Origin of the sequence: Vibrio sp. 10N.222.49.C12 (assembly GCF_041475025.1) — a bacterium.
Taxonomy (GTDB): Bacteria; Pseudomonadota; Gammaproteobacteria; order Enterobacterales; family Vibrionaceae; genus Vibrio; species Vibrio crassostreae_C.
Genome location: NZ_JBFRVF010000003.1, coordinates 92909 through 114197, shown reverse-complemented (window position 1 = coordinate 114197; position 21289 = coordinate 92909). Strand labels below are relative to the sequence as shown.

Here is a 21289-nt window from a genome sequence, read left to right as displayed (position 1 = left end):
CTGTTACTGCATCATTAAGAAAGCAAACAGACCACAACCTAGAATCAGGCGGTAGATAACGAACGGTGTCATGCCCATACGAGAGATAAGCTTCAAGAAGAAGTGGATACAGATGTAAGCACTGATGAAAGACACCGCAACGCCCGTTAGCAAAGTGCCAACATGGATTGGATCACCACTGGTCACCAACTTAAGACCTAAATAACCACCAGCCAGAGTGATGATTGGGATAGACATCAAGAAAGAGAGTCGAGCCGCCGCTTCACGTGTGAAACCAAGGTAAAGCGCCGCGGTAATGGTTGCGCCAGAACGAGACGTGCCCGGAATGATCGCCATTGCTTGAGCAAGACCAATAAACAGCGCCTTTTTCCAACCCGCTTGGTATTCGTCATCGCGCAGGCTTGAGTTCTTGTCCACCCACCATAACAATAGACCAAAGATAATCGTTGTCGTCGCGATCACCCACGCACTGCGTAAGTAAAGCTCAACAATATCTTTCATCAACAAGCCAAAGATACACGCAGGAATCGTCGCGAGAATGATCATCCACGCTAACTTCGCTTCTTTACTACGATCACCTTTAAACACTGAACCAAAGAATGCGCTCAACAGAGAGACCACTTCTTTACGGAAATAGATAACAACAGCTGCCAAAGTACCAACGTGGACAGCGACATCAAAAGCCAAACCTTGATCTTCCCAGCCTAAAACAGCTGAAGGAAGGATTAGGTGTGCAGAACTGGAAATAGGTAAAAACTCTGTAAAGCCTTGCACCAACGCCAATATAAACGCTTCAAAATAACTCATTACTTACCTTAAAAATTATAGTTTTATATCTACGACAGAGAGCGAGTCTAATTGCTGCATCTTCTGCCATATTTCACTGACGGTTCTTCCGTCTTGCGGGATCACTCGCGCAGGACAAAGATCATAAAGCGGCTGTGTTACAAAAGGATATTTGTAGATATCACTGCGTGGTAATTCTGGTTCACACTCAGAAACCTCCTCTCCAAACAGCACAATATCAAGATCGAGTTTTCGATCTTGTAGTTTGTGCGCATCTTGAGAGCGACCCCATTTAAACTCAATTTTACGCAGCTGCTGTGAAAATTCAGTCAATGAGAGTGACGTGTCGAGCTCTATCACAAAGTTATAAAACGGATGGCTATTAAAACCGACGGGCTCACAGTGATAGATTTTAGAGCATTTAAGGTTAGTCCCTAACGATTGAAGCTCTGTCCATGCCACCCTTGCATGCTTGTCGCGGTCTATGTTCGTGCCAACACCAACATAGGCTACTGTCATGCTTGACCTCGTTCGATGATCACACCAACGGCTTTTGCTTGTGGCACTGCGCCAGGTTTAGCCAATCGGATTTTAATCCACGGCACAGAGAACTGAGTCATAATAAGCTCTGCGACTTCTTCTGCAACACGTTCTACGAGTAGAAAACGGCCATTTGCAATGTGCTCAAGTACTGCAGTGCTCACTGTCGAGTAATCCAAAGCATCAACCACATCATCACTCTTGCCTGCTGGGCGGTTGTCATGAGCCATTTCAATATCAAGCACCAGTTTCTGTTTGATCTCTTGCTCCCAATCGTAAACACCGATCGTTGTAATTACTTCTAGCTGCTCAATGAAAACTTTATCCAGTGCCATGACTTGTCCTTTTAGAGGTCGGATACCCAAATTGGGGAAAAAAACGTATTATTTGCGTAATTCGAGATATGATATCAATTACTCTTGGATTGAGCATTATTTTCCCATCGTTAGGCGTATAACCGTTAAAGGACAGACATGACCCCATTGGCACTTATCATGATCATTGCTGCCTACTTACTAGGTTCAATCTCTAGTGCGGTCTTGATATGCCGAGTTTTGAGGCTCCCAGATCCTCGAACAGTAGGTTCTAACAACCCAGGAGCAACCAATGTCCTGCGTGTTGGCGGTAAAGGCGCAGCAGCTGCCGTCCTTTTGTGTGACATGCTGAAAGGCACTATCCCTGTCTGGCTTGGCTACTACCTCAAGATCGACCCAATTATTTTAGGGGTTGTCGCAATTGCGGCGTGTCTTGGCCATATGTATCCAATCTTCTTCCACTTCAAAGGTGGTAAAGGCGTGGCAACCGCACTCGGCGCTATCGCCCCAATAGGGTTCGATCTAACCGGAATGATCATGGCGACTTGGTTAGTGGTGGCGTTTTTGTTTCGTTACTCTTCTTTAGCGGCACTGGTTACTGTGCTACTTGCCCCTTTCTACGCTTGGTTAGTCAAACCTCAATACACATTGCCAGTAGCCATGCTGTGCTGTTTGATCGTGTTACGTCACCACCAGAATATCCGCCGCCTACTCGATGGCAGCGAACCAAAACTCGGACAAAAAAAATCGGCTTAAACTGTCACGTCTAAGCCGAACTATTTTTAAACCGAGATGCGTTTAAACCGACGTAAGTATAAGTCGAACAACACTATTCAGTATTTAAAGCTTATAGCAGATGTTTATCTAAAAACGTCTTCAGCATTGTGTTCACAAACTCTGGTTGCTCTAACGAGCTAATATGACCTGCGCCAGGAATCACCACTAATTCACTGCCCGTAATGCAATCGTGCATTAGGTATGACTCAAGTACCGGACGTGGTTTATCTTCTTGTCCTACAGCAATCAAAACTGGCAGTGCAAAGTTCTCTACCGCTTCAATCATGTCACGACGCCCAAACACCATTCGACCGATTCGCGCGACTTCTTCCGCTTTATCACCTTGAAGTTCAGACAAATGCTGAGTAAAGCTCTCAACCAAAGCTGGTGAGTTTGTTTGAGCATCATTAGCAAAGAACAGTGGAACTACGGCTTCAACAATCGGTTGCGGAACCATCTTGGTTTGAGTGATGGTATCTAACATGCTGAAGTATTTAGCATGAGCAACTTCTGGCTCTAAACCAACAAAGGTATCCATAAGTACCAAAGACTTGATTCGTGCTGGTGCTAACTCCGCCAGTTCTGTTCCCCACATACCGCCAACCGATAGGCCGATAACGGAAAACTCTTCGATTTCTAAATGATCAAGGAGATCCAAAATGTGTTGAGCGTAATCTTTCAGGTTACGCATCGAGTTCGGCGCAGCTTGTGACTCACCATGAGACCAAAGATCTGGAACGATGCAGCGATACTGATCTTTTAGAGCCTCGATCTGTGGCTGCCACATTGCACTATCCCAAAGATAGCTGTGACCAAATACAACAACAGGGCCTTGACCTTCATCTAGGTACGTCATCGATTGATTGTCTACAGTGAACTTATTCATTTTCTTCCCTAATCTCTATAAGCAATTATTTATCGACATATAGTCGGTAAGCTAGGATATAAAAACGGTCGCACAAGGCGACCGTTTATCGAAATACTATGGTTTATTTGGCGATTGGTTATGATTAAGCAATTGGCTCTAGCTGGTCAATAGGCCAACGCGGTGTGGCATGAACAGACAAATCAGCCGTTTCGCCATTCTTTAGGCGCTGCATGCCCGCATAAGCGATCATCGCACCATTATCTGTACAGAATTCTGTGCGTGGGTAGTACACCTCACCACCGACTTTCTTAGCAAGAGCTTCAAGCTCAACACGCAGTTGTTTGTTGGCACTTACACCGCCAGCAATCACTATACGTTTCATGCCCGTTTCAACCAAGGCTCGCTTACACTTGATTACTAAGGTTGCACAAACAGCTTCTTGGAATGCATAAGCGATATCAGCGCGAGTTTGGTCATCATTATCGTTATCGCGAATGGTATTCGCTGCGAACGTCTTCAAACCAGAAAAGCTCATATCTAGACCCGGACGATCGGTCATTGGACGCGGGAACTTAAAACGACCCGGAGTGCCTTTTTCCGCCAAACGAGATAACAGTGGACCACCAGGGTAATCTAAGCCCATCAGTTTCGCGGTTTTATCAAACGCTTCACCCGCTGCATCATCAATCGATTCACCAAGGATTCGGTATTCACCAATACCTTTCACTTCTACCATCATGGTATGGCCGCCAGAAACCAGCAGAGCCACAAATGGGAATGGTGGTGGGTTATCTTCTAGCATTGGCGCAAGAAGGTGACCTTCCATATGGTGAACAGGCACTGCAGGCACTCCCCACGCATAAGCAATACTGCGACCAATCGTTGCACCAACCAGCAGTGCACCCACTAAACCAGGGCCAGCCGTGTAAGCCACACCATCAATGTCTTTCGACGTTAGGTTCGCTTCAGCTAATGCCGCTTTAATAAGAGGAATTGTTTTTTTCACGTGGTCACGTGAAGCTAGCTCAGGTACCACACCACCGTAATCGGCGTGCAGCTTTACTTGGCTATATAATTGATGAGAAAGCAGCCCTTGCTCATCATCATAAATCGCGATTCCTGTTTCATCACAAGAGGTTTCAATACCAATAATGCGCATAATTTTCTCGGCACGCTTTCGTCTAAAATGGGAAATTAGCGCAATATTACCCTGCCTAAGCTCTTCAAACAAATATTGTACAGACTATAATCGACAAAGTGCTTTACAAAGCCACTGTGATCGGATTAAAATTCCGCACCATTTTTGATCAAGCTGGTTAATGGCCAAACGCGAATAGAGAGTTAGCTCGATGGGTAACTTCTCTGATTTGGTACTGAGTAGCCAGCGATAATGAATAACCCCTGAGGTGAAAGGCATATGCCAATAGTTAAAGTACGTGAAAACGAACCGTTCGACGTTGCACTACGTCGTTTCAAGCGCTCTTGTGAAAAAGCAGGTATCCTTTCTGAAGTTCGCCGTCGCGAGCACTACGAAAAGCCAACTACAGTTCGCAAACGCGCTAAAGCAGCAGCTCAAAAGCGTCACGCTAAGAAGCTAGCTCGCGAAAACGCACGTCGCGTTCGCCTGTACTAATAACTTAATCCATAAGGACTGAGTTATGGCTCTTATTGAACAACTCAAAGAAGAGCAAAAATTAGCGATGAAAGCCAAGGACAAACCGCGCCTTGGCACTATCCGCTTAGCTCTTTCAGCAATTAAGCAACGTGAAGTTGACGAACGGATCACTCTGAACGACGACGACATTCTTGCTGTATTAGTTAAAATGGTTAAGCAACGTCGCGATTCTGTTGCTCAATATGAATCAGCAAATCGTCAAGATCTTGCTGACGTGGAAAAAGCAGAAATTACGGTACTTGAAGGCTTTATGCCTCAACCGCTAAGTGATGAAGAAGTTATTGCACTACTTGATAGCGCAATCGCCGAAGCTCAACCAGCGGGCATGCAAGACATGGGTAAAGTAATGGCTATCTTGAAACCACAAATTCAAGGGCGTGCAGATATGGGTAAAGTTAGTGGTTTAGTTCGTTCTAAACTCGCTTAATCCCAAATCAAATTGCAACAAGCCGTGCAATCCTTCGGAACGCACGGCTTGTTTGTATCTGTAACCTATTCAAACTATTATTATCCACACTCTCAGTTAGTGCATTTTTCTAAGGTTTTATGGCAGGACACATCCCGCGTAGTTTCATTGATGATCTCCTAGCGCGTCTCGACATTGTCGACATAGTGGACGCACGCGTGAAACTTAAGAAAAAAGGCAAAAACTATGGTGCTTGTTGCCCATTCCACAACGAAAAGACCCCTTCTTTTAGCGTAAGCCAAGAAAAACAGTTTTATCACTGCTTTGGTTGTGGCGTACACGGTAATGCTATCGACTTCATTATGGAGTTCGAACGTCTCGATTTTGTTGAAGCGATTGAAGAGCTTGCCTCTTTCTTAGGCCTCGATGTTCCTAGAGAGCAACGCAGCGGCGAGATATCAACAGCACCAAGAGCCAACAGCGAACAAAAACGTAACCTCTACGATTTGATGGGCGGCATCAGTAATTTTTACCGCTCTCAACTGAAAATATCAGCCAACAAACCTGCGATTGATTACCTAAAGAATCGTGGCCTTTCGGGCGAGATCGTCCAGAAGTTTGGCATTGGTTATGTGGCCGATGAGTGGGACTTAGTTCGTAAGAACTTTGGCCAACAGAAAGAAGCCCAAGACATGCTCGTAACTGGCGGCATGTTAATTGAGAACGATAAAGGTAACCGATACGACCGATTCCGTGGACGCGTAATGTTCCCGATTCGCGATCGTCGTGGCCGTGTGATTGGTTTTGGTGGTCGTGTATTAGAAGACGGTACTCCAAAATATCTCAACTCACCAGAAACGCCTATCTTCCATAAAGGTAAAGAGCTTTACGGCCTTTATGAAGTGCTGCAAGCCTACCGTGAACCGCCGCAAATACTTGTGGTTGAAGGTTACATGGATGTCGTGGCATTAGCGCAATATGGTGTTGATTACTCAGTAGCATCACTGGGCACCTCGACAACCGGTGACCACGTTCAAATGCTGTTCCGCCAAACCAGCACAGTGGTTTGTTGTTACGATGGTGACCGAGCAGGTAAAGAAGCCGCGTGGCGCGCACTAGAAAATGCCCTTGAGTACCTGAAAACCGGTAACACACTCAAGTTTCTATTCTTGCCCGACGGTGAAGACCCAGACAGCTATATAAGAGAACACGGCAAAGCCGCTTTCGAACAGCTTGTTCATAATGCGACGCCGCTTTCGACTTATTTGTTCGATAACCTGATTGAAATACACAAGTTGAACTTGGGAACAACCGAAGGAAAATCGGCACTGCGTGCACACGCTAGCGCCTTGATTAACAAAATCCCTGACAGTTACTTCCAAGAGTTGCTCGAAAAATTGCTCGATGAGCGCACTGGATTTGATAACCAATTGAGGCGAGCGCGTGTTCATACACAGAACCCGATACCTCAACCGCATAAAGAGCTCAAGCGCACTCCAATGCGTGAAGTTATCGCTTTGCTTATCCAAAATCCGAGCTATGCTGATATGGTACCGGATTTATCAAGTGTCAAAGGCTTACAGCTGCCTGGACTAAGTTTATTCGTCGAAGTACTTGATAAATGCCATGCGCATCCCCATATCAACACAGGCCAATTATTAGAGCATTGGCGACACAATAAACATGAGGCTCTTCTGTCTCGTCTCGCGAGCTGGGAAATCCCCCTCGACGAAGACAATCAAGAAGACATATTTTTAGACTCATTGGACAATATACTTGCCCAGTGCGTTGAAAAACAAATTGAAAACCTGCAGGCCAAAGCAAGAAGCGTCGGTTTATCAGCCGAAGAAAAAAGGGAGCTACTAGCTTTAATGCTAGATCTAAAAGCGTAACCCTGTTTGATTAGTCAGCATTTAATAAATTTGTTAACATAATTGGTTTGCATTTGAGAATGCAACGTCCTTCACCAGACCTGAAGTTGGATATCATCTATGGATCAAAATCCGCAGTCACAGCTAAAATTACTTGTTATTAAAGGCAAGGAACAAGGCTATCTGACCTACGCCGAAGTAAACGACCACCTACCTGCAGAAATCGTGGATTCTGAACAGGTAGAAGACATCATTCAAATGATCAACGACATGGGTATCAAGGTAGTTGAAACTGCACCTGATGCTGATGATCTAGCACTTAATGATGACGATGCCAATATAGATGAAGATGCAGCCGAAGCTGCAGCTGCTGCGCTTTCAAGCGTAGAAAGCGAGATTGGCCGTACTACTGACCCAGTTCGTATGTACATGCGTGAAATGGGTACGGTTGAACTACTGACTCGTGAAGGCGAAATCGACATTGCGAAACGTATTGAAGATGGTATCAATACAGTTCAACTATCGGTTGCTGAGTACCCAGGCACTATTCCATACATCTTGGAACAGTTTGACCGCGTACAAGCAGAAGAGATTCGCTTAACAGACCTAATCAATGGCTTTGTTGACCCAGACGACGATGGCACAGCTGCGCCAACGGCGACTCACATCGGTTCAGAACTTGCTGAAACTGATCTGGAAGACGAAGACAAAGAAGACGCTGAAGACGACGAGGAAGAGGAAGAAGAAGATACAGGTATCGATCCTGAGCTTGCTCTTGAGAAGTTCACAGCGCTTCGTACTAGCTACCAGAACCGTCAGCTAGCGATCAACGAGTACGGCCATGAAAGCCCGAAAGCAACGCTTGCAACGACAATGATGCAAGACGTATTCAAAGAGTTCCGTCTAACACCAAAACAGTTTGATTACCTAGTAAACGAACTGCGTAACTCTATGGATCGCGTACGTACTCAAGAACGCCTAATCATGCGTCAAACGGTTGAGTACGGCAAAATGCCGAAGAAATCTTTCATTGCTCTATTTACTGGCAACGAATCTAGCGAAGCATGGTTGGATGAAGTTCTTGCTTCAGACAAGCCATACGCAGAAAAGATTAAACGTAACGAGCACGACATCCGTCGCTCTATCCAAAAGCTGGATATGATCGAACGTGAAACGTCTCTTACTGTTCAAAGCATCAAAGATATCAGCCGTCGCATGTCTATCGGTGAAGCGAAAGCTCGTCGTGCGAAGAAAGAGATGGTTGAAGCGAACTTACGTCTAGTAATCTCGATTGCTAAGAAGTACACAAACCGTGGTCTACAATTCCTGGATCTAATCCAAGAAGGTAACATCGGTCTGATGAAAGCGGTAGATAAGTTTGAATACCGTCGTGGTTACAAGTTCTCTACTTACGCTACTTGGTGGATCCGTCAAGCAATCACTCGTTCGATTGCCGACCAAGCTCGTACTATCCGTATTCCGGTTCACATGATCGAAACGATCAACAAACTAAACCGTATCTCTCGTCAAATGCTACAAGAGATGGGTCGTGAACCACTTCCGGAAGAACTGGCTGAACGCATGCAAATGCCTGAAGACAAGATCCGTAAAGTACTGAAAATCGCTAAAGAGCCAATCTCAATGGAGACACCAATCGGTGACGACGAAGATTCGCACCTAGGTGATTTCATCGAAGATACAACGCTAGAACTACCTCTAGACTCTGCAACGGCAACCAGCCTACGCGGTGCAACTAAAGACGTTCTTGCAGGCCTAACACCTCGTGAAGCTAAAGTACTGCGTATGCGTTTCGGTATCGACATGAACACTGACCACACTCTTGAAGAAGTGGGCAAGCAGTTCGACGTAACTCGTGAACGTATCCGTCAGATCGAAGCAAAAGCACTGCGTAAACTTCGTCACCCAAGCCGCTCAGAAACTCTGCGTAGCTTCCTAGACGAGTAATCACACGCTTTAGTGTGGTTAGCTTTTAAGCATAAATAAGAAAAGGTGAGCGTTGGCTCACCTTTTTTTTATCTGTGTGATTTAAGTGGCTAAGATGTAAGCGGAATTGCCCCTTATAGTGTCTAGACACCATTGAACGCTTCCCCTATAATCTATGCCCTACGGCCCCTTAGCTCAGTGGTTAGAGCGCACGACTCATAATCGTTCGGTCCCCAGTTCAAATCTGGGAGGGGCCACCAAATTAGAAAAGCCAGAACAGTTCACGCTGCTCTGGCTTTTTGCTTTTCTGATTCAGTACCAATCACACCCTGCACTTCCGAACCAATAACGAATCATCCCGCACACAATTCCAATTGCCTCTCTGTGACTAAACATACTTTTCTTTTATAAAAAAATCGGCAATATGAGTGTACACAAATCATTCAATAGTTCAGGGAAGAAACATGAAAGACGAAACACTCTCGATTCACTTCGGCTACGAAACTGATCCAACAACCAAATCGGTTGCCACACCTATTTACCAAACCGTCGCTTACGAATTCGATGACGCACAACATGGCGCCGACCTGTTTAACCTTGCGGTGCCAGGTAATATCTACACACGGATAATGAATCCAACCAATGATGTGTTAGAAAAACGCATGGCAGCCTTAGAAGGGGGGATTGCAGGCTTAGTGGTAAGTGCGGGCAGTGCTGCGATCAACTACGCGATTCAGACGTTGGCGCAAATCGGTGACAACATTGTCTCAACGCCTCAGCTTTACGGTGGTACTTACACCCTATTTGCTCACATGTTGCCAAACCAAGGAATTGAAGTTCGTTTTGCTAAAGACGACAAACCAGAAAGCTTAGCGGCACTGATCGATGAAAAAACCAAGGCGGTTTACTGTGAAAGTATCGGTAACCCAGCAGGTAATATTATCGACTTAGAGCGTGTTGCTGAACTTGCTCACGCACAAGGTGTACCTGTGATTGTTGATAACACGGTAGCGACGCCTGTGCTGTGTAAACCTATCGATTTTGGTGCTGACATCGTGGTGCACTCACTAACCAAATACGTGGGTGGTCACGGTACAACGTTAGGTGGCGTGATTGTCGATTCAGGAAAATTCCCATGGGCAGAGCACAAAGAGCGCTTCCCTGTTTTTAATCAGCCAGAGCCTTCTTATCATGGCGTGGTTTATACCGAGGCATTTGGTGAGGCTGCGTTTATTGGTCGTGCTAGAACGGTTCCCCTACGTAATACAGGTGCAGCACTGTCACCAATGAATGCTTTCATGTTGATGCAAGGTTTGGAGACGTTGTCGCTACGCATGGAGCGACACACAGAGAATGCCTTGAAAGTAGCGGAATACCTCAAGCAACACGAGAAAGTCAGTTGGGTAAGTTACGCTGGCCTGCCTGATTCAGAATTCTATCCACTCGCTGAAAAGTACATGCAAGGTAAGCCATCGGCCATTCTATCTTTTGGTTTAAAAGACGGTTATGAAGCCGGTGTTCGCTTCTATGATGCACTGCAAATCTTCAAGCGCTTAGTTAACATTGGCGATGCGAAATCTCTCGCTTGTCACCCAGCTTCGACGACACACCGTCAACTAAGCGAAGCTGAACAGAAACAAGCCGGTGTATCACCGGAGATGATTCGCCTATCAGTAGGTATCGAGCACATTGACGATATCTTGGCTGACCTAGAGCAAGCACTGAGCGCTTAATGACGCTACAGCTAGCTCTAACACTGATCGTTAACTAACAGACATAAAAAAGCCCATCACAGGATGGGCTTCTTATTATCTATATCTTAGGTAAGCTGTCGATTACTCAACTGTTACCGCTTTCGCTAGGTTACGAGGTTGGTCAACGTCGGTACCTTTTATTAGTGCGACATGGTAAGACAGCAGCTGCATCGGTACTGTGTAGTAGATAGGCGCTGTTACTTCACTTACGTGAGGCATCTTGATGATCTTCATGTTCTCATCGCTTTCAAAGCCCGCATCTTCATCAGCGAATACGTAAAGTAGACCGCCACGAGCACGCACTTCTTCAACGTTCGATTTCAGCTTCTCTAGCAAGTCGTTGCTTGGTGCAATAACGACTACAGGCATATCTGCATCGATAAGAGCCAAAGGACCGTGCTTAAGCTCACCAGCTGCGTATGCTTCTGCGTGGATGTAAGAGATCTCTTTCAGTTTAAGAGACGCTTCCATCGCGATTGGGTAGAACTCACCACGACCCAAGAACAGTGTGTGATGCTTATCAGCAAAATCAGGTGCCAGTGCTTCAATTTCTTTATCGAACGCTAATGCTTTCTCGATATCAGCAGGCAGTTGGTGAAGTGCTTGAACGATTTCCGCTTCTTTTTCTTCATTGATACGACCTTGTAGACGACCAATTGACGTTACCATCATCAGCATCGCTGCTAGTTGAGTTGTGAAAGCTTTAGTAGAAGCAACACCGATCTCTGTTCCTGCGCGAGTCATGAAGGCAAAATCAGATTCACGAACCAGTGAAGAACCCGCAACGTTACAGATAGTCATTGCAGACATATAACCCTTCTCTTTTGCAAGACGAAGTGCAGCAAGCGTATCCGCCGTTTCACCAGATTGAGACAGAGTCACCAATAGGCTGTTCGGACGAACAACGAAATCACGGTAACGGAATTCAGAAGCAATCTCTACGTCACAGCTTACGCCAGCTAGAGATTCAAACCAGTAACGCGCTGCCATGCCTGAGTTGTAAGACGTACCACATGCGATGATCTGCACGTGTTCAACCTTGCTTAGGATCTCTTCAGCTTTAACGCCGATCGCGTTAGTGATAACCGAAGTGTCAGAGATACGGCCTTCCATTGTATTGATCAGCGCTGTTGGCTGCTCGAAGATCTCTTTCTGCATGAAGTGGCGGTATTGACCTTTGTCACCTGCGTCGTGTTCAGCGTTTGACTCAACGATTTCACGCTCAACACGCTCACCCGCTACATCAAATACCGTAACATCACGACGAGTTACCTCAGCAACATCACCTTCTTCTAGGTACATGAAGCGACGAGTTACGCTCAGTAGCGCCAGTTGATCAGAAGCAAGGAAGTTCTCGCCGACACCAAAACCGATAACGATCGGGCTACCAGAACGAGCTACAACGATACGGCTAGGATCTTTACGATCAACCGCAACCGTGCCGTACGCACCGTCTAATTGTTTTGCTGTTTTCTGTAGCGCTTCAACCAAAGAAGCTGAAGTGCGAAGTTCCCACTCAACTAAGTGAGCAATAACTTCTGTATCCGTTTGTGAAGTAAATACGTAACCACGCTCTTGCAGCATAGCGCGCAGTGCTTCGTGGTTTTCGATAATGCCATTGTGTACAACGGCAATATCACCAGACATGTGTGGGTGTGCGTTCGCTTCAGACGGCTCACCGTGTGTCGCCCAACGTGTATGAGCGATACCTGTACCACCAATCACTTGTTGCTCTTCTACTGCGTCAGCTAGCTCTTGTACTTTACCTAGGCGGCGTACACGAGTTAGGTTAGATTCAGTATCGACTACAGCGACACCAGCTGAATCGTAGCCACGGTATTCTAGACGACGAAGGCCTTCTACTAAAATTTCAGCTACATCACGCTGTGCTACTGCACCAACAATTCCACACATAGTTTCACTCCATCAATTTTGTTTTATTCCTATTGGCAGCAAGCAAAGGCCAAATCTTCATTAAGATCAATTATAGGAAGGTAAATGCATAATACTTAAATTTGTTTTTACGCTGGATCGGTCAGGATCACTCGAACATCATGTGATTCGATACTTGCTTTGGATTCTTCGCCTAAGTCTGTATCGGTAATTAAGATGTCAATGTGTTCCCATGCCAGCTCTAAGTTCGGGATCTTTCGTCCCACCTTTTCCGACTCAACCATCACGATCACTTCTCGTGACACTTCAGCCATTACTTTGCTCAGGCCAACCAGTTCGTTAAACGTGGTTGTGCCTCTATCGAGGTCGATACCATCAGCCCCAATAAATAGTTGGTCAAAATCGTAAGCACGAAGTACCGACTCTGCAACTTTGCCTTGGAAAGAGTCCGAATGGGTATCCCAAGTGCCGCCAGTCATTAATAACGTCGGCTCGCTTTCAAGCTCATTAAGCGCATTAGCAACGTGCAATGAGTTGGTCATAACAACCAAGCCACGCTTAGCATTAAGCTGCTGAATTAGAGCACCGGTCGTACTGCCACTATCGATCACGATGCGGTTATGGTCGCGAATTAAATCTGCAGCGGCTTTTGCCAATGAAATCTTTCGAGTCGAAACTTGTTGACCCAGTTCTTCGTTGACAACCTCTTTCGGTAACGAAATCGCACCACCATAACGGCGTAAAAGCTGACCGTTTTTCTCTAAAGACGCCAAGTCCTTTCTAATAGTGACTTCTGAGGTTTCGAACTTAGCGGATAATTCATCAACACTAACCTCCCCTTTTTCATTCACTAGGTTAGAAATTGCATGTCTTCTGAGCTGGGTGTTTCGTTTCGACATTTAAAAAAGGCCATTAAGTTTCGATATGAAACATATTATAGTTACAACGAAACTATTTAGTCCATTTATTTTGATCCAAAAAATTAATAAATAGCGATAAAACCTTGTCCTAAGACAATTGTTAAGCAGTGATATTGAACTCATTAGGTGGTAGAATCCGCACCCGAAAAGAAAAAAAATTACAAAACTGACTGTTATTTTTTTGCAACTTACCCCCTATATAGTGGGGTAAGTCACAGAAAACCGATATTGAATCAAAATCTTTTAGTCATAAAATGACTAAAATTGATGAAAGACTTACAACTCTGAAGGACATATTGGAAGTCCCGCGCTTTTACACAACAGGCACAAAATGTTGATGTAGCGGACCAATCTTCAGAACTTAAATAAATTTCAAATTGTAACAATACTTACCGGAGAGTACCTTCCATGAAAAAGACCAAAATCGTATGTACGATTGGCCCTAAAACTGAATCTGTAGAGAAGCTAACTGAACTAGTAGATGCTGGCATGAACGTTATGCGTCTTAACTTCTCTCACGGTGATTTCGCAGAGCACGGCACTCGTATCGCGAACTTCCGTAAAGTAATGGAAAACAAAGGTGAGCAACTTGCTATCCTTCTAGATACTAAAGGTCCAGAAATCCGTACTATCAAACTTGAAGATGGTAACGACGTAGATCTAGTAGCTGGTCAAGAGTTCACTTTCACAACTGACGCAACAGTTGTTGGTAACAAAGACGTAGTAGCAGTAACTTACCTAGGTTTCGCTAAAGACCTAACAGCAGGTAACACTATCCTTGTTGATGACGGCCTAATCGAAATGGAAGTTATCGCAACAACAGAAACTGAAGTTAAGTGTAAAGTTCTTAACAACGGTGCTCTAGGCGAAAACAAAGGTGTTAACCTTCCTGGCGTTTCTGTTCAACTTCCTGCTCTTTCTGAGAAAGACAAAGCTGACCTTAAGTTTGGTTGTGAGCAAGGCGTAGATTTCGTTGCTGCTTCTTTCATCCGTAAAGAAGAAGACGTTAAAGAAATCCGTGAGCTTCTAAACGCTAACGGCGGCGAGAACATCCACATCATTTCTAAGATTGAAAACCAAGAAGGTGTAGATAACTTCGATTCAATCCTTGAAGCTTCTGACGGCATCATGGTTGCTCGTGGTGACCTAGGTGTTGAAATCCCAGCTGAAGAAGTAATCTTCGCTCAGAAGATGATGATCGAGAAGTGTAACCGTGCACGTAAGATGGTTATCACTGCAACTCAAATGCTTGACTCTATGATCAGCAACCCACGTCCAACTCGTGCTGAAGCGGGTGACGTTGCGAACGCAATCATGGATGGTACTGATGCAGTAATGCTTTCTGGTGAAACTGCTAAAGGTAAGTACCCAGTTGAAGCTGTTACTATCATGGCTCAAATCGCGAACCGTACTGATTCAGCACTTAAAGCTGAGCTAGGTTCTCGTCTAGACAGCCCACGTCTACGCATCACTGAAGCAGTATGTAAAGGCGCTGTAGACACAGCAGAGAAGCTAGCTGCTCCTCTAATCGTTGTTGCAACTGAAGGCGGTAAATCTGCACGTTCAGTACGTAAGTACTTCCCAACTGCAAACATCCTAGCTCTAACAACTAACGAAAAGACAGCTGCACAGCTAGTTCTTACTAAAGGTGTTAAGCCAGTTCTTGTTGACTCTATCGAGAACACAGACGCGTTCTACATCAACGGTAAAGAAATCGCTCTACAATCTGGCCTAGGTAACAAAGGCGACATCGTAGTTATGGTTTCTGGTGCTCTAGTGGCTTCTGGTACTACAAACACGGCATCTGTTCACGTTCTATAAGAATGAACCGATTCGCATAAAATATAAAAGAGGGCTTCGGCCCTCTTTTTTTATGAAACAAAATCTTGCCTAACTTTTCAGTACGCTGTATTATCAATCACAATAGAACTACGTACTGTTAACCTCCAACTGACTCTTTCTAAGAGACGGATTAGCAGACTAGAAATCATATATAGATGAGGTTTGTAATGTCTAGTCCTACGCTCACTGACAAAGTATCAAAGATGATTCGCCAAGATATTCTTAATGGTGAGTTAACCCCAGGCCAAAAGCTTGTTGTTGCTGATCTAAAAGCACGCTACAACGTTGGCGCATCCCCTATTCGCGAAGCCTTGGTACAGTTATCTTGGAGCAAATACGTAAAGCTAGAGCCACAAAAAGGCTGCTGGGTATCTCCTGTATCAAAGAAAGAACTGAATGACCTATACGAAAGCCTTCGTGTTGTATCATCGGTTCTGCTTAAAAAAGCGATTGCAGCAGGTGATGAGAGCTGGGAACTGGATGTACTAACGTCTTACCATAAACTATCGCGAGTACAGTACGTATCTGAAGAGTTTGACTGTGTAGAATGGGAAGAGCGCCACCAGCAATTCCATGTCGCACTGCTTGAAGGTGCAGATTCAGAGAACATGTTTAAGTTCTTTGATGACCTAATTAACCAAGTGAAACGTTACCGCTTCCTCGCTATGTCTGCAGAAAGCGCATCTGATGATCTGTTCAATATTGATGAGCACGAAATGATCATGAAACTAGTACTCTCTAAGAATGTAGAACAAGCAACAGAACTGCTTGATCAACACCTGCTAGGTTCAATGAAACGAATTGAAGAAGTTATCGAAGCGGCATGATGCCAAGATAGATTCTAACCAAATAAAAACGGAGCCCAGCGGCTCCGTTTTTTTGTTTCCAGTACCACGACTGAACTACCACCCAAAAAACTCTTTGTGATGAGTATTGAGCAGCACAACCATAGGTAAAAAATACAATGCACTAAGTTGAAAGCCAAGAATGGCTAATGTGCCTATGGTTAACCTCACTAAAAAATCGACAAACATACCACGCCTCTTTTAACCAGACTGTATGATCCCCAAACTATTGCTCCAGCTAACCTAATTCTACTGCTGCCTTTCAAACCATTGAAAAGGCTAGCTAATCAGTTGAATTAAGTTAACGGTGTCATCCTTTTACATCTGGTAAACACTCTATTTATTACACCGTTAAGCACGATGTAATCTGAAGCAAGGTAGTTTACTTATTGTTCATTTTAGCTCAAATTTCCACCAGCATTAGACTTTAGTCTAACTGTATAGATTTTGTGACATAGGTCGCTCAAAAGTGAGATTCCTATAAAAAGGGGGAGAGATAAAGTGAGTCGGGCCGCGACTTGAAGAGGTGAAGGAAATAGAAGACAGGACTAGATAGAAGCGAGCCTAAGCGACATCATCATAGCTAGGACACATAGAGACCGTATTACGGCCAGACGATTTAGATTCGTAAAGCGCAACATCCGCACACTTGTATGAGCGAGTGCTGTTACTGGTTAAATCCGTAAAGCCAACACTCACTGTTACCTTAGTTCCGGCCGCTAGCTCAATCTCGATTCGTAAGCGATCCAATACGCGCTTTGCTTCTGGCAGTGAGGTGTGTGGCATCAAGAGTGCAAACTCTTCCCCTCCGACACGTGCAACAAAATCCGTCCCACGAAGACTGTCTTGCAGAAGCTTAGCAACACCAGCAATCACTCGGTCACCTTCGTCGTGGCCAAGTTCATCATTGATTCGCTTGAAGTTATCGATGTCGACTAAGGCTAAGCAAGTGGTAGCTTCGTTCGGGTAACGCTCAACCAAGCGAGAATAGTAGGCCAACTGCTCTTCGAACTTTCGTCTGTTCCAGAGGTTACTCAAAGAGTCACGTTCACTTAAGATCCTCAAACGCACCTCAAGCTCCTTCCTTACGGAAATATCAACCAACGAGGTGATGTAGTAACTGACTTTGCCTGAATTGTTTTTGACCGCATGCACTCGCATGATCGCTGTAAAAGGAATACGCAGTTTGTTCTTACACTGAACTTCCCCTTCCCATACTTCTTCTTGCTCTAAATGACTCCAGATAGCCGAACTTGAGAGTACTTGGTCGGTATTCTCAAGCAACAACTGCAGGGCATTCTGACCGATAACTTGTTTTTTGCAGTACCCAGTCATGTTCTCAAATTCGTTATTGATCATCATTGTGCGGTGCTGCTTGTCAGAGATCATCACTGCCGACATACCATTCAATGCGGCTCGTGCCAATTTACTCTCTAGGCTTCGGCGTCGGCAGTGCGTCACCAGGTAAGCAAACGGGAAAGCGAATATCAGCACCGTAATCAGAACAATGATCTCTTCATGGGCCAAATCATCTAGATCACGCTCAGCCCGATCCATCAGTTGCTTTTGATTAAGTTGAATCAGTAAATGGACCTTTTGACTGTTCGCGAGCATAACCGTGTTAAAGGCAAACAAATTACCATCTTCAAAAACGTATCCCACCTGATCATTGGAGATCGCATCCCACGTCTTCGGCGCGATATTTTTCAGGTTATAGCCTTTTCTTTCAGGAATAGAGTCTCCGAACAACTTACCGCTGTTGTTACTCGCGATGAAGTAACCCGCGTCATTGAGAACTTCTGCTCTAAGATCGTTATCTGGTGAAAAGCTCAGACGCGACGATAAGCCCCATACATCAAGATTGATGACGAGGTAGCCTACTCTTTCGTCAGGGGTTTCTACTGGGGTAAAGACACGGATTACCGGCGAATAAGGGAAGGTGACTTCACCATGCTCAGTTTCAAGCTCAATACCCCAACCGCCAATCTGTTCGGCTTCTAGTTTTTGAGCGTATTGGAAGTAGTTAGAATCCGACCTATCTTGCAGCTGTTGAGGAAACGTCACTCTACCGGTATCAGAGGAATAGTTAACACGCACCAATTCTTTGCCAGTGACATCTAACAGATGGATTTGTGTATACCACTTCTGGTTCACGAGAACAGATTGCCAGACCTCTTCAAGTAGATGTTTGGTTTGGTCTGAGGGAGAGGAAGCAAAGTTAACCAAGCTCTGGCTATGACTGAGTAGCTCCATGACCGAGACTAACTGAGTCTTGAGAAGATCATAATCTCGCTTGGCATACACTAACTGATGAACGGCTTGCTTAGCTGAGTAGTCAAAGCTCTGCTGTTTTACTTCTTTGTAGCGCTGCAAATAATACAGACATACTGCAGAAGACAATATGATAGAGATAATCAGCAATGTAATTATTGATTTTTTATTTCGCATTGCTAACTCAGATGAATGGAAGTGCAGCGCGGGATTATAGCACTCTAAAAAATTAACAAAATAAAAGCCGCTTAAAAAAGCGGCTTTAAAGTTATTTTTTAAAGACTTATCGTCTAGGCTTTCAACGCACGTTCGCCTCGTGCGATGCCAACAACACCACTTCGAGCTACTTCAAGCACTTCCGTCACTTCAGACAGCGCCTGAATGAAGGCATCCAGTTTCTCGCTAGTACCCGCCATTTGAACCGTATATTGAGAAGCCGTAACATCAACGATCTGACCACGGAAGATATCCGCTGTGCGCTTCACTTCCGCACGAGCAAAGCCGCTCGCACGTACTTTTACCATCAACAGCTCACGTTCAATGTGTTCAAGTTCAGACACTTCTTGTACTTTAAGTACGTCGATTAGCTTATGCAGTTGTTTCTGAATCTGCTCAAGCTGCATTTCGCTCGAGTTAGTAGTGACGTTCAAACGAGACAGCGTCGGATCATCGGTTGGAGATACGTTCAAAGACTCGATGTTGTAGCCACGCTGAGAAAACAAGCCAACCACACGAGAAAGCGCACCAGGTTGGTTTTCCATTAGTAGTGAAATAATGTGTCTCATATTATGTTCTCTCCGTTTTGCTTAGCCACATGTTATCCATACCCTCGCCTTTGATCTGCATTGGGTATACGTGCTCGGTGTCATCCACACTAATATCGACAAATACCAAACGGTCTTTCATCGCCAGTGCTTTTTCCAAACCTGATTCCAATTCATCCGGAGATGAAATGCGCATACCAACGTGGCCATAAGCCTCAGCGATAGCAGCAAAATCAGGAACAGAGTCCATATATGAGTTAGAGTAACGGCCTTGATAAACAATGTCTTGCCACTGTTTTACCATGCCTAGGAAACGGTTGTTAAGGTTGATAATCTTAACCGGGATATTGTATTGCAGCGCAGTCGACAGCTCTTGGATATTCATTTGAATACTGCCGTCACCGGTTACCACAACCACCTCTTCATCTGGCTTAGCAAACTTAACGCCCATACCAGCAGGCAGGCCAAAGCCCATCGTGCCTAGACCACCAGAGTTAATCCAACGACGTGGCTTGTTAAACGGGTAGTATAAAGCAGCAAACATTTGGTGTTGACCTACGTCAGAAGCAACATAGGCATCGCCATTGGTTACTTTATGCAGTGTTTCAATTACTTGCTGTGGTTTGATGCGCTCAGACGATTTCTCGTAAGCTAGGCAGTCACGCTCTTGCCACTGCTTGATTTCACTCCACCAGCTTTCAATCGCTTCTGCATCGTTAGTGCCGCCTTGCTCAACGAGCAAGTTCACCATGCTCTCTAGAACCTTTTCAGCAGAACCTACAATCGGTAGATCCACTTTTACGTTCTTAGAGATCGAAGATGGGTCGATATCAATGTGCATGATCTTCGCATCAGGGCAGTACTTATCTAGGTTATTAGTCGTTCGATCATCGAAACGTACGCCAATGCCAAAGATCAAATCCGCATTGTGCATCGCCATATTGGCTTCATATAAACCATGCATGCCTAACATACCCAAAGAGTTCTTATGGGTGCCAGGGAAAGCGCCAAGCCCCATTAGGGTGCTTACCACAGGTAAATTCAGTGCCTCTGCTAATTTTAACAGCGGCTTATCTGCCTCAGAAATAACCGCACCACCACCGACATAAAGTACCGGCTTCTTCGCTTCAAGAAGGGCTTTTAGCGCCTTTTTGATCTGACCTTTATGACCCGTAACCGTTGGGTTATACGAACGCATTTTGAGCGTTTCTGGGTATTCATAAGGAAGCTTGATTTGTGGGTTTAAGATATCTTTCGGCAGATCAATAACCACAGGACCGGGACGCCCTGTCGTTGAAATATAGAATGCTTTTTTAACGACTTCAGGGATATCTTCCGCTTTCTTAACTAAGAAGCTGTGTTTAACGATCGGGCGTGATACACCCACGATGTCACACTCTTGGAAGGCGTCGTTACCAATAAGGTTATTTGGTACGTTACCAGAAATAACAATCATTGGGATTGAGTCCATGTAGGCGGTTGCAATACCAGTAACGGTATTGGTCGCACCTGGACCAGAACACACAAGTACTACACCCGGTTTACCAGTAGAACGAGTATAGCCATCTGCCATGTGGGTAGCGGCTTGTTCGTGTCGTACTAATACGTGTTTAATTTCAGCAGTTTTAGCATGCAGCGCATCGTAGATATCAAGTACAGAACCACCTGGATAACCAAAGATTTGTTCTACACCCTCTTCAATTAGAGACTGCACCACCATCTCAGCGCCGGATAACATTTCAGCGCCGGATGACATGGCTGTTTCAGGTTTTGTTGTCATATTGCTCTCCTCACCAGTTTCCAATCATATTTGGTGAAC

The 21289-nt window shown here is 45.0% G+C and carries 18 protein-coding genes and 1 tRNA gene; 9 read left to right on the top strand and 10 right to left on the bottom strand.

Translation table 11 applies throughout. From position 1 onward, the window contains the following. Nucleotides 1–3: 3 nt before the first annotated feature. Genes AB4583_RS01795 through folB form a run of 3 tightly spaced genes read right to left on the bottom strand, consistent with a single transcriptional unit; the run spans nucleotide 4 to nucleotide 1661 of the window. Complete coding sequence (locus AB4583_RS01795) at nucleotides 4–807, bottom strand: undecaprenyl-diphosphate phosphatase (protein ID WP_017069477.1); 804 nt, start codon at nucleotides 805–807, stop codon at nucleotides 4–6. Nucleotides 808–822: 15 nt separating this feature from the next. Beyond that, nucleotides 823–1305 (bottom strand): 2-amino-4-hydroxy-6-hydroxymethyldihydropteridine diphosphokinase, encoded by a 483-nt coding sequence (folK, locus tag AB4583_RS01790; RefSeq protein ID WP_017062921.1) that lies wholly within the window; start codon nucleotides 1303–1305, stop codon nucleotides 823–825. Then, nucleotides 1302–1661, bottom strand: coding sequence for a dihydroneopterin aldolase (folB, locus tag AB4583_RS01785; protein WP_017080233.1), 360 nt, complete (start codon nucleotides 1659–1661; stop codon nucleotides 1302–1304). The genes folK and folB overlap by 4 nt, the downstream gene beginning before the upstream one ends. 138 nt (nucleotides 1662–1799) lie before the next feature. Here folB and plsY point away from each other — a divergent pair, with 138 nt between their 5' ends. Further along, the gene (gene plsY, locus AB4583_RS01780) at nucleotides 1800–2396 is read left to right on the top strand and encodes a glycerol-3-phosphate 1-O-acyltransferase PlsY (RefSeq protein WP_009847793.1); all 597 of its coding nucleotides are present in this window, start codon (nucleotides 1800–1802) and stop codon (nucleotides 2394–2396) included. Between the two features lie 91 nt (nucleotides 2397–2487). Here plsY and AB4583_RS01775 read toward each other — a convergent pair whose 3' ends face one another. Together AB4583_RS01775 and tsaD are read right to left on the bottom strand one after the other, a co-directional pair. Beyond that, the gene (locus AB4583_RS01775) at nucleotides 2488–3303 is read right to left on the bottom strand and encodes an alpha/beta fold hydrolase (protein WP_372116157.1); all 816 of its coding nucleotides are present in this window, start codon (nucleotides 3301–3303) and stop codon (nucleotides 2488–2490) included. A gap of 124 nt (nucleotides 3304–3427) precedes the next feature. Next, nucleotides 3428–4444, bottom strand: a complete 1017-nt coding sequence (tsaD, locus tag AB4583_RS01770) for a tRNA (adenosine(37)-N6)-threonylcarbamoyltransferase complex transferase subunit TsaD (protein ID WP_017061410.1) — start codon at nucleotides 4442–4444, stop codon at nucleotides 3428–3430. Nucleotides 4445–4702: 258 nt separating this feature from the next. Here tsaD and rpsU point away from each other — a divergent pair, with 258 nt between their 5' ends. From rpsU to AB4583_RS01740, 6 genes are all read left to right on the top strand, one after another. Then, the gene (gene rpsU, locus AB4583_RS01765; protein ID WP_004396009.1) at nucleotides 4703–4918 is read left to right on the top strand and encodes a 30S ribosomal protein S21; all 216 of its coding nucleotides are present in this window, start codon (nucleotides 4703–4705) and stop codon (nucleotides 4916–4918) included. A gap of 25 nt (nucleotides 4919–4943) precedes the next feature. Next, nucleotides 4944–5387 carry a GatB/YqeY domain-containing protein gene (locus tag AB4583_RS01760; protein ID WP_017061409.1) on the top strand — a complete coding sequence of 148 codons (444 nt, stop codon included), beginning with the start codon at nucleotides 4944–4946 and terminating at the stop codon, nucleotides 5385–5387. 119 nt (nucleotides 5388–5506) lie between these two features. Further along, the gene (gene dnaG / locus AB4583_RS01755) at nucleotides 5507–7258 is read left to right on the top strand and encodes a DNA primase (RefSeq protein ID WP_102428404.1); all 1752 of its coding nucleotides are present in this window, start codon (nucleotides 5507–5509) and stop codon (nucleotides 7256–7258) included. A gap of 99 nt (nucleotides 7259–7357) precedes the next feature. Next, nucleotides 7358–9202 (top strand): RNA polymerase sigma factor RpoD, encoded by a 1845-nt coding sequence (gene rpoD, locus AB4583_RS01750; RefSeq protein ID WP_017061407.1) that lies wholly within the window; start codon nucleotides 7358–7360, stop codon nucleotides 9200–9202. Nucleotides 9203–9365: 163 nt separating this feature from the next. Further along, a tRNA-Ile gene (locus tag AB4583_RS01745) sits at nucleotides 9366–9441 on the top strand. Nucleotides 9442–9645: 204 nt separating this feature from the next. Beyond that, a complete protein-coding gene (locus tag AB4583_RS01740; protein ID WP_372116153.1) occupies nucleotides 9646–10914 on the top strand; it encodes an O-acetylhomoserine aminocarboxypropyltransferase/cysteine synthase family protein in 1269 nt (422 codons plus the stop codon). Nucleotides 10915–11016: 102 nt separating this feature from the next. On the opposite strand, the gene glmS is transcribed toward AB4583_RS01740, so the two are convergent. After that, nucleotides 11017–12849, bottom strand: a complete 1833-nt coding sequence (glmS, locus tag AB4583_RS01735) for a glutamine--fructose-6-phosphate transaminase (isomerizing) (RefSeq protein ID WP_017061405.1) — start codon at nucleotides 12847–12849, stop codon at nucleotides 11017–11019. Between the two features lie 107 nt (nucleotides 12850–12956). Then, nucleotides 12957–13727: a DeoR/GlpR family DNA-binding transcription regulator gene (locus AB4583_RS01730; RefSeq protein ID WP_017061404.1), complete on the bottom strand. Its 771-nt coding sequence runs from the start codon at nucleotides 13725–13727 to the stop codon at nucleotides 12957–12959. A gap of 429 nt (nucleotides 13728–14156) precedes the next feature. On the opposite strand from AB4583_RS01730, the gene pykF reads away from it, so the two are divergent. Together pykF and AB4583_RS01720 are read left to right on the top strand one after the other, a co-directional pair. Then, nucleotides 14157–15569 (top strand): pyruvate kinase PykF, encoded by a 1413-nt coding sequence (gene pykF, locus AB4583_RS01725; RefSeq protein WP_017061403.1) that lies wholly within the window; start codon nucleotides 14157–14159, stop codon nucleotides 15567–15569. 176 nt (nucleotides 15570–15745) lie between these two features. Next, a complete protein-coding gene (locus AB4583_RS01720; protein WP_080582236.1) occupies nucleotides 15746–16417 on the top strand; it encodes a GntR family transcriptional regulator in 672 nt (223 codons plus the stop codon). 582 nt (nucleotides 16418–16999) lie between these two features. Here the strand turns inward: AB4583_RS01720 and AB4583_RS01715 are convergent. From AB4583_RS01715 to AB4583_RS01705, 3 genes are all read right to left on the bottom strand, one after another. After that, entirely contained in the window at nucleotides 17000–18883 is a 1884-nt protein-coding gene (locus tag AB4583_RS01715) for a diguanylate cyclase (protein WP_372116150.1), read from the bottom strand. 113 nt (nucleotides 18884–18996) lie between these two features. Further along, nucleotides 18997–19491 (bottom strand): acetolactate synthase small subunit, encoded by a 495-nt coding sequence (gene ilvN / locus AB4583_RS01710; RefSeq protein ID WP_008219984.1) that lies wholly within the window; start codon nucleotides 19489–19491, stop codon nucleotides 18997–18999. A 1-nt stretch (nucleotide 19492) separates the two neighbouring features. Then, on the bottom strand, nucleotides 19493–21250 hold the full coding sequence (locus tag AB4583_RS01705; protein WP_017062926.1) for an acetolactate synthase 3 large subunit: 1758 nt from the start codon (nucleotides 21248–21250) through the stop codon (nucleotides 19493–19495). Between the last annotated feature and the right edge of the window lie 39 nt (nucleotides 21251–21289).

What these genes read in the sequence shown, in the direction of transcription:
- AB4583_RS01795 (WP_017069477.1), bottom strand. Translation starts at nt 807, where the DNA reads ATGAGTTATTTTGAAGCGTTTATATTGGCGTTGGTGCAAGGCTTTACA.
- folK (WP_017062921.1), bottom strand. Translation starts at nt 1,305, where the DNA reads ATGACAGTAGCCTATGTTGGTGTTGGCACGAACATAGACCGCGACAAG.
- folB (WP_017080233.1), bottom strand. Translation starts at nt 1,661, where the DNA reads ATGGCACTGGATAAAGTTTTCATTGAGCAGCTAGAAGTAATTACAACG.
- plsY (WP_009847793.1), top strand. Translation starts at nt 1,800, where the DNA reads ATGACCCCATTGGCACTTATCATGATCATTGCTGCCTACTTACTAGGT.
- AB4583_RS01775 (WP_372116157.1), bottom strand. Translation starts at nt 3,303, where the DNA reads ATGAATAAGTTCACTGTAGACAATCAATCGATGACGTACCTAGATGAA.
- tsaD (WP_017061410.1), bottom strand. Translation starts at nt 4,444, where the DNA reads ATGCGCATTATTGGTATTGAAACCTCTTGTGATGAAACAGGAATCGCG.
- rpsU (WP_004396009.1), top strand. Translation starts at nt 4,703, where the DNA reads ATGCCAATAGTTAAAGTACGTGAAAACGAACCGTTCGACGTTGCACTA.
- AB4583_RS01760 (WP_017061409.1), top strand. Translation starts at nt 4,944, where the DNA reads ATGGCTCTTATTGAACAACTCAAAGAAGAGCAAAAATTAGCGATGAAA.
- dnaG (WP_102428404.1), top strand. Translation starts at nt 5,507, where the DNA reads ATGGCAGGACACATCCCGCGTAGTTTCATTGATGATCTCCTAGCGCGT.
- rpoD (WP_017061407.1), top strand. Translation starts at nt 7,358, where the DNA reads ATGGATCAAAATCCGCAGTCACAGCTAAAATTACTTGTTATTAAAGGC.
- AB4583_RS01740 (WP_372116153.1), top strand. Translation starts at nt 9,646, where the DNA reads ATGAAAGACGAAACACTCTCGATTCACTTCGGCTACGAAACTGATCCA.
- glmS (WP_017061405.1), bottom strand. Translation starts at nt 12,849, where the DNA reads ATGTGTGGAATTGTTGGTGCAGTAGCACAGCGTGATGTAGCTGAAATT.
- AB4583_RS01730 (WP_017061404.1), bottom strand. Translation starts at nt 13,727, where the DNA reads ATGTCGAAACGAAACACCCAGCTCAGAAGACATGCAATTTCTAACCTA.
- pykF (WP_017061403.1), top strand. Translation starts at nt 14,157, where the DNA reads ATGAAAAAGACCAAAATCGTATGTACGATTGGCCCTAAAACTGAATCT.
- AB4583_RS01720 (WP_080582236.1), top strand. Translation starts at nt 15,746, where the DNA reads ATGAGGTTTGTAATGTCTAGTCCTACGCTCACTGACAAAGTATCAAAG.
- AB4583_RS01715 (WP_372116150.1), bottom strand. Translation starts at nt 18,883, where the DNA reads ATGCGAAATAAAAAATCAATAATTACATTGCTGATTATCTCTATCATA.
- ilvN (WP_008219984.1), bottom strand. Translation starts at nt 19,491, where the DNA reads ATGAGACACATTATTTCACTACTAATGGAAAACCAACCTGGTGCGCTT.
- AB4583_RS01705 (WP_017062926.1), bottom strand. Translation starts at nt 21,250, where the DNA reads ATGACAACAAAACCTGAAACAGCCATGTCATCCGGCGCTGAAATGTTA.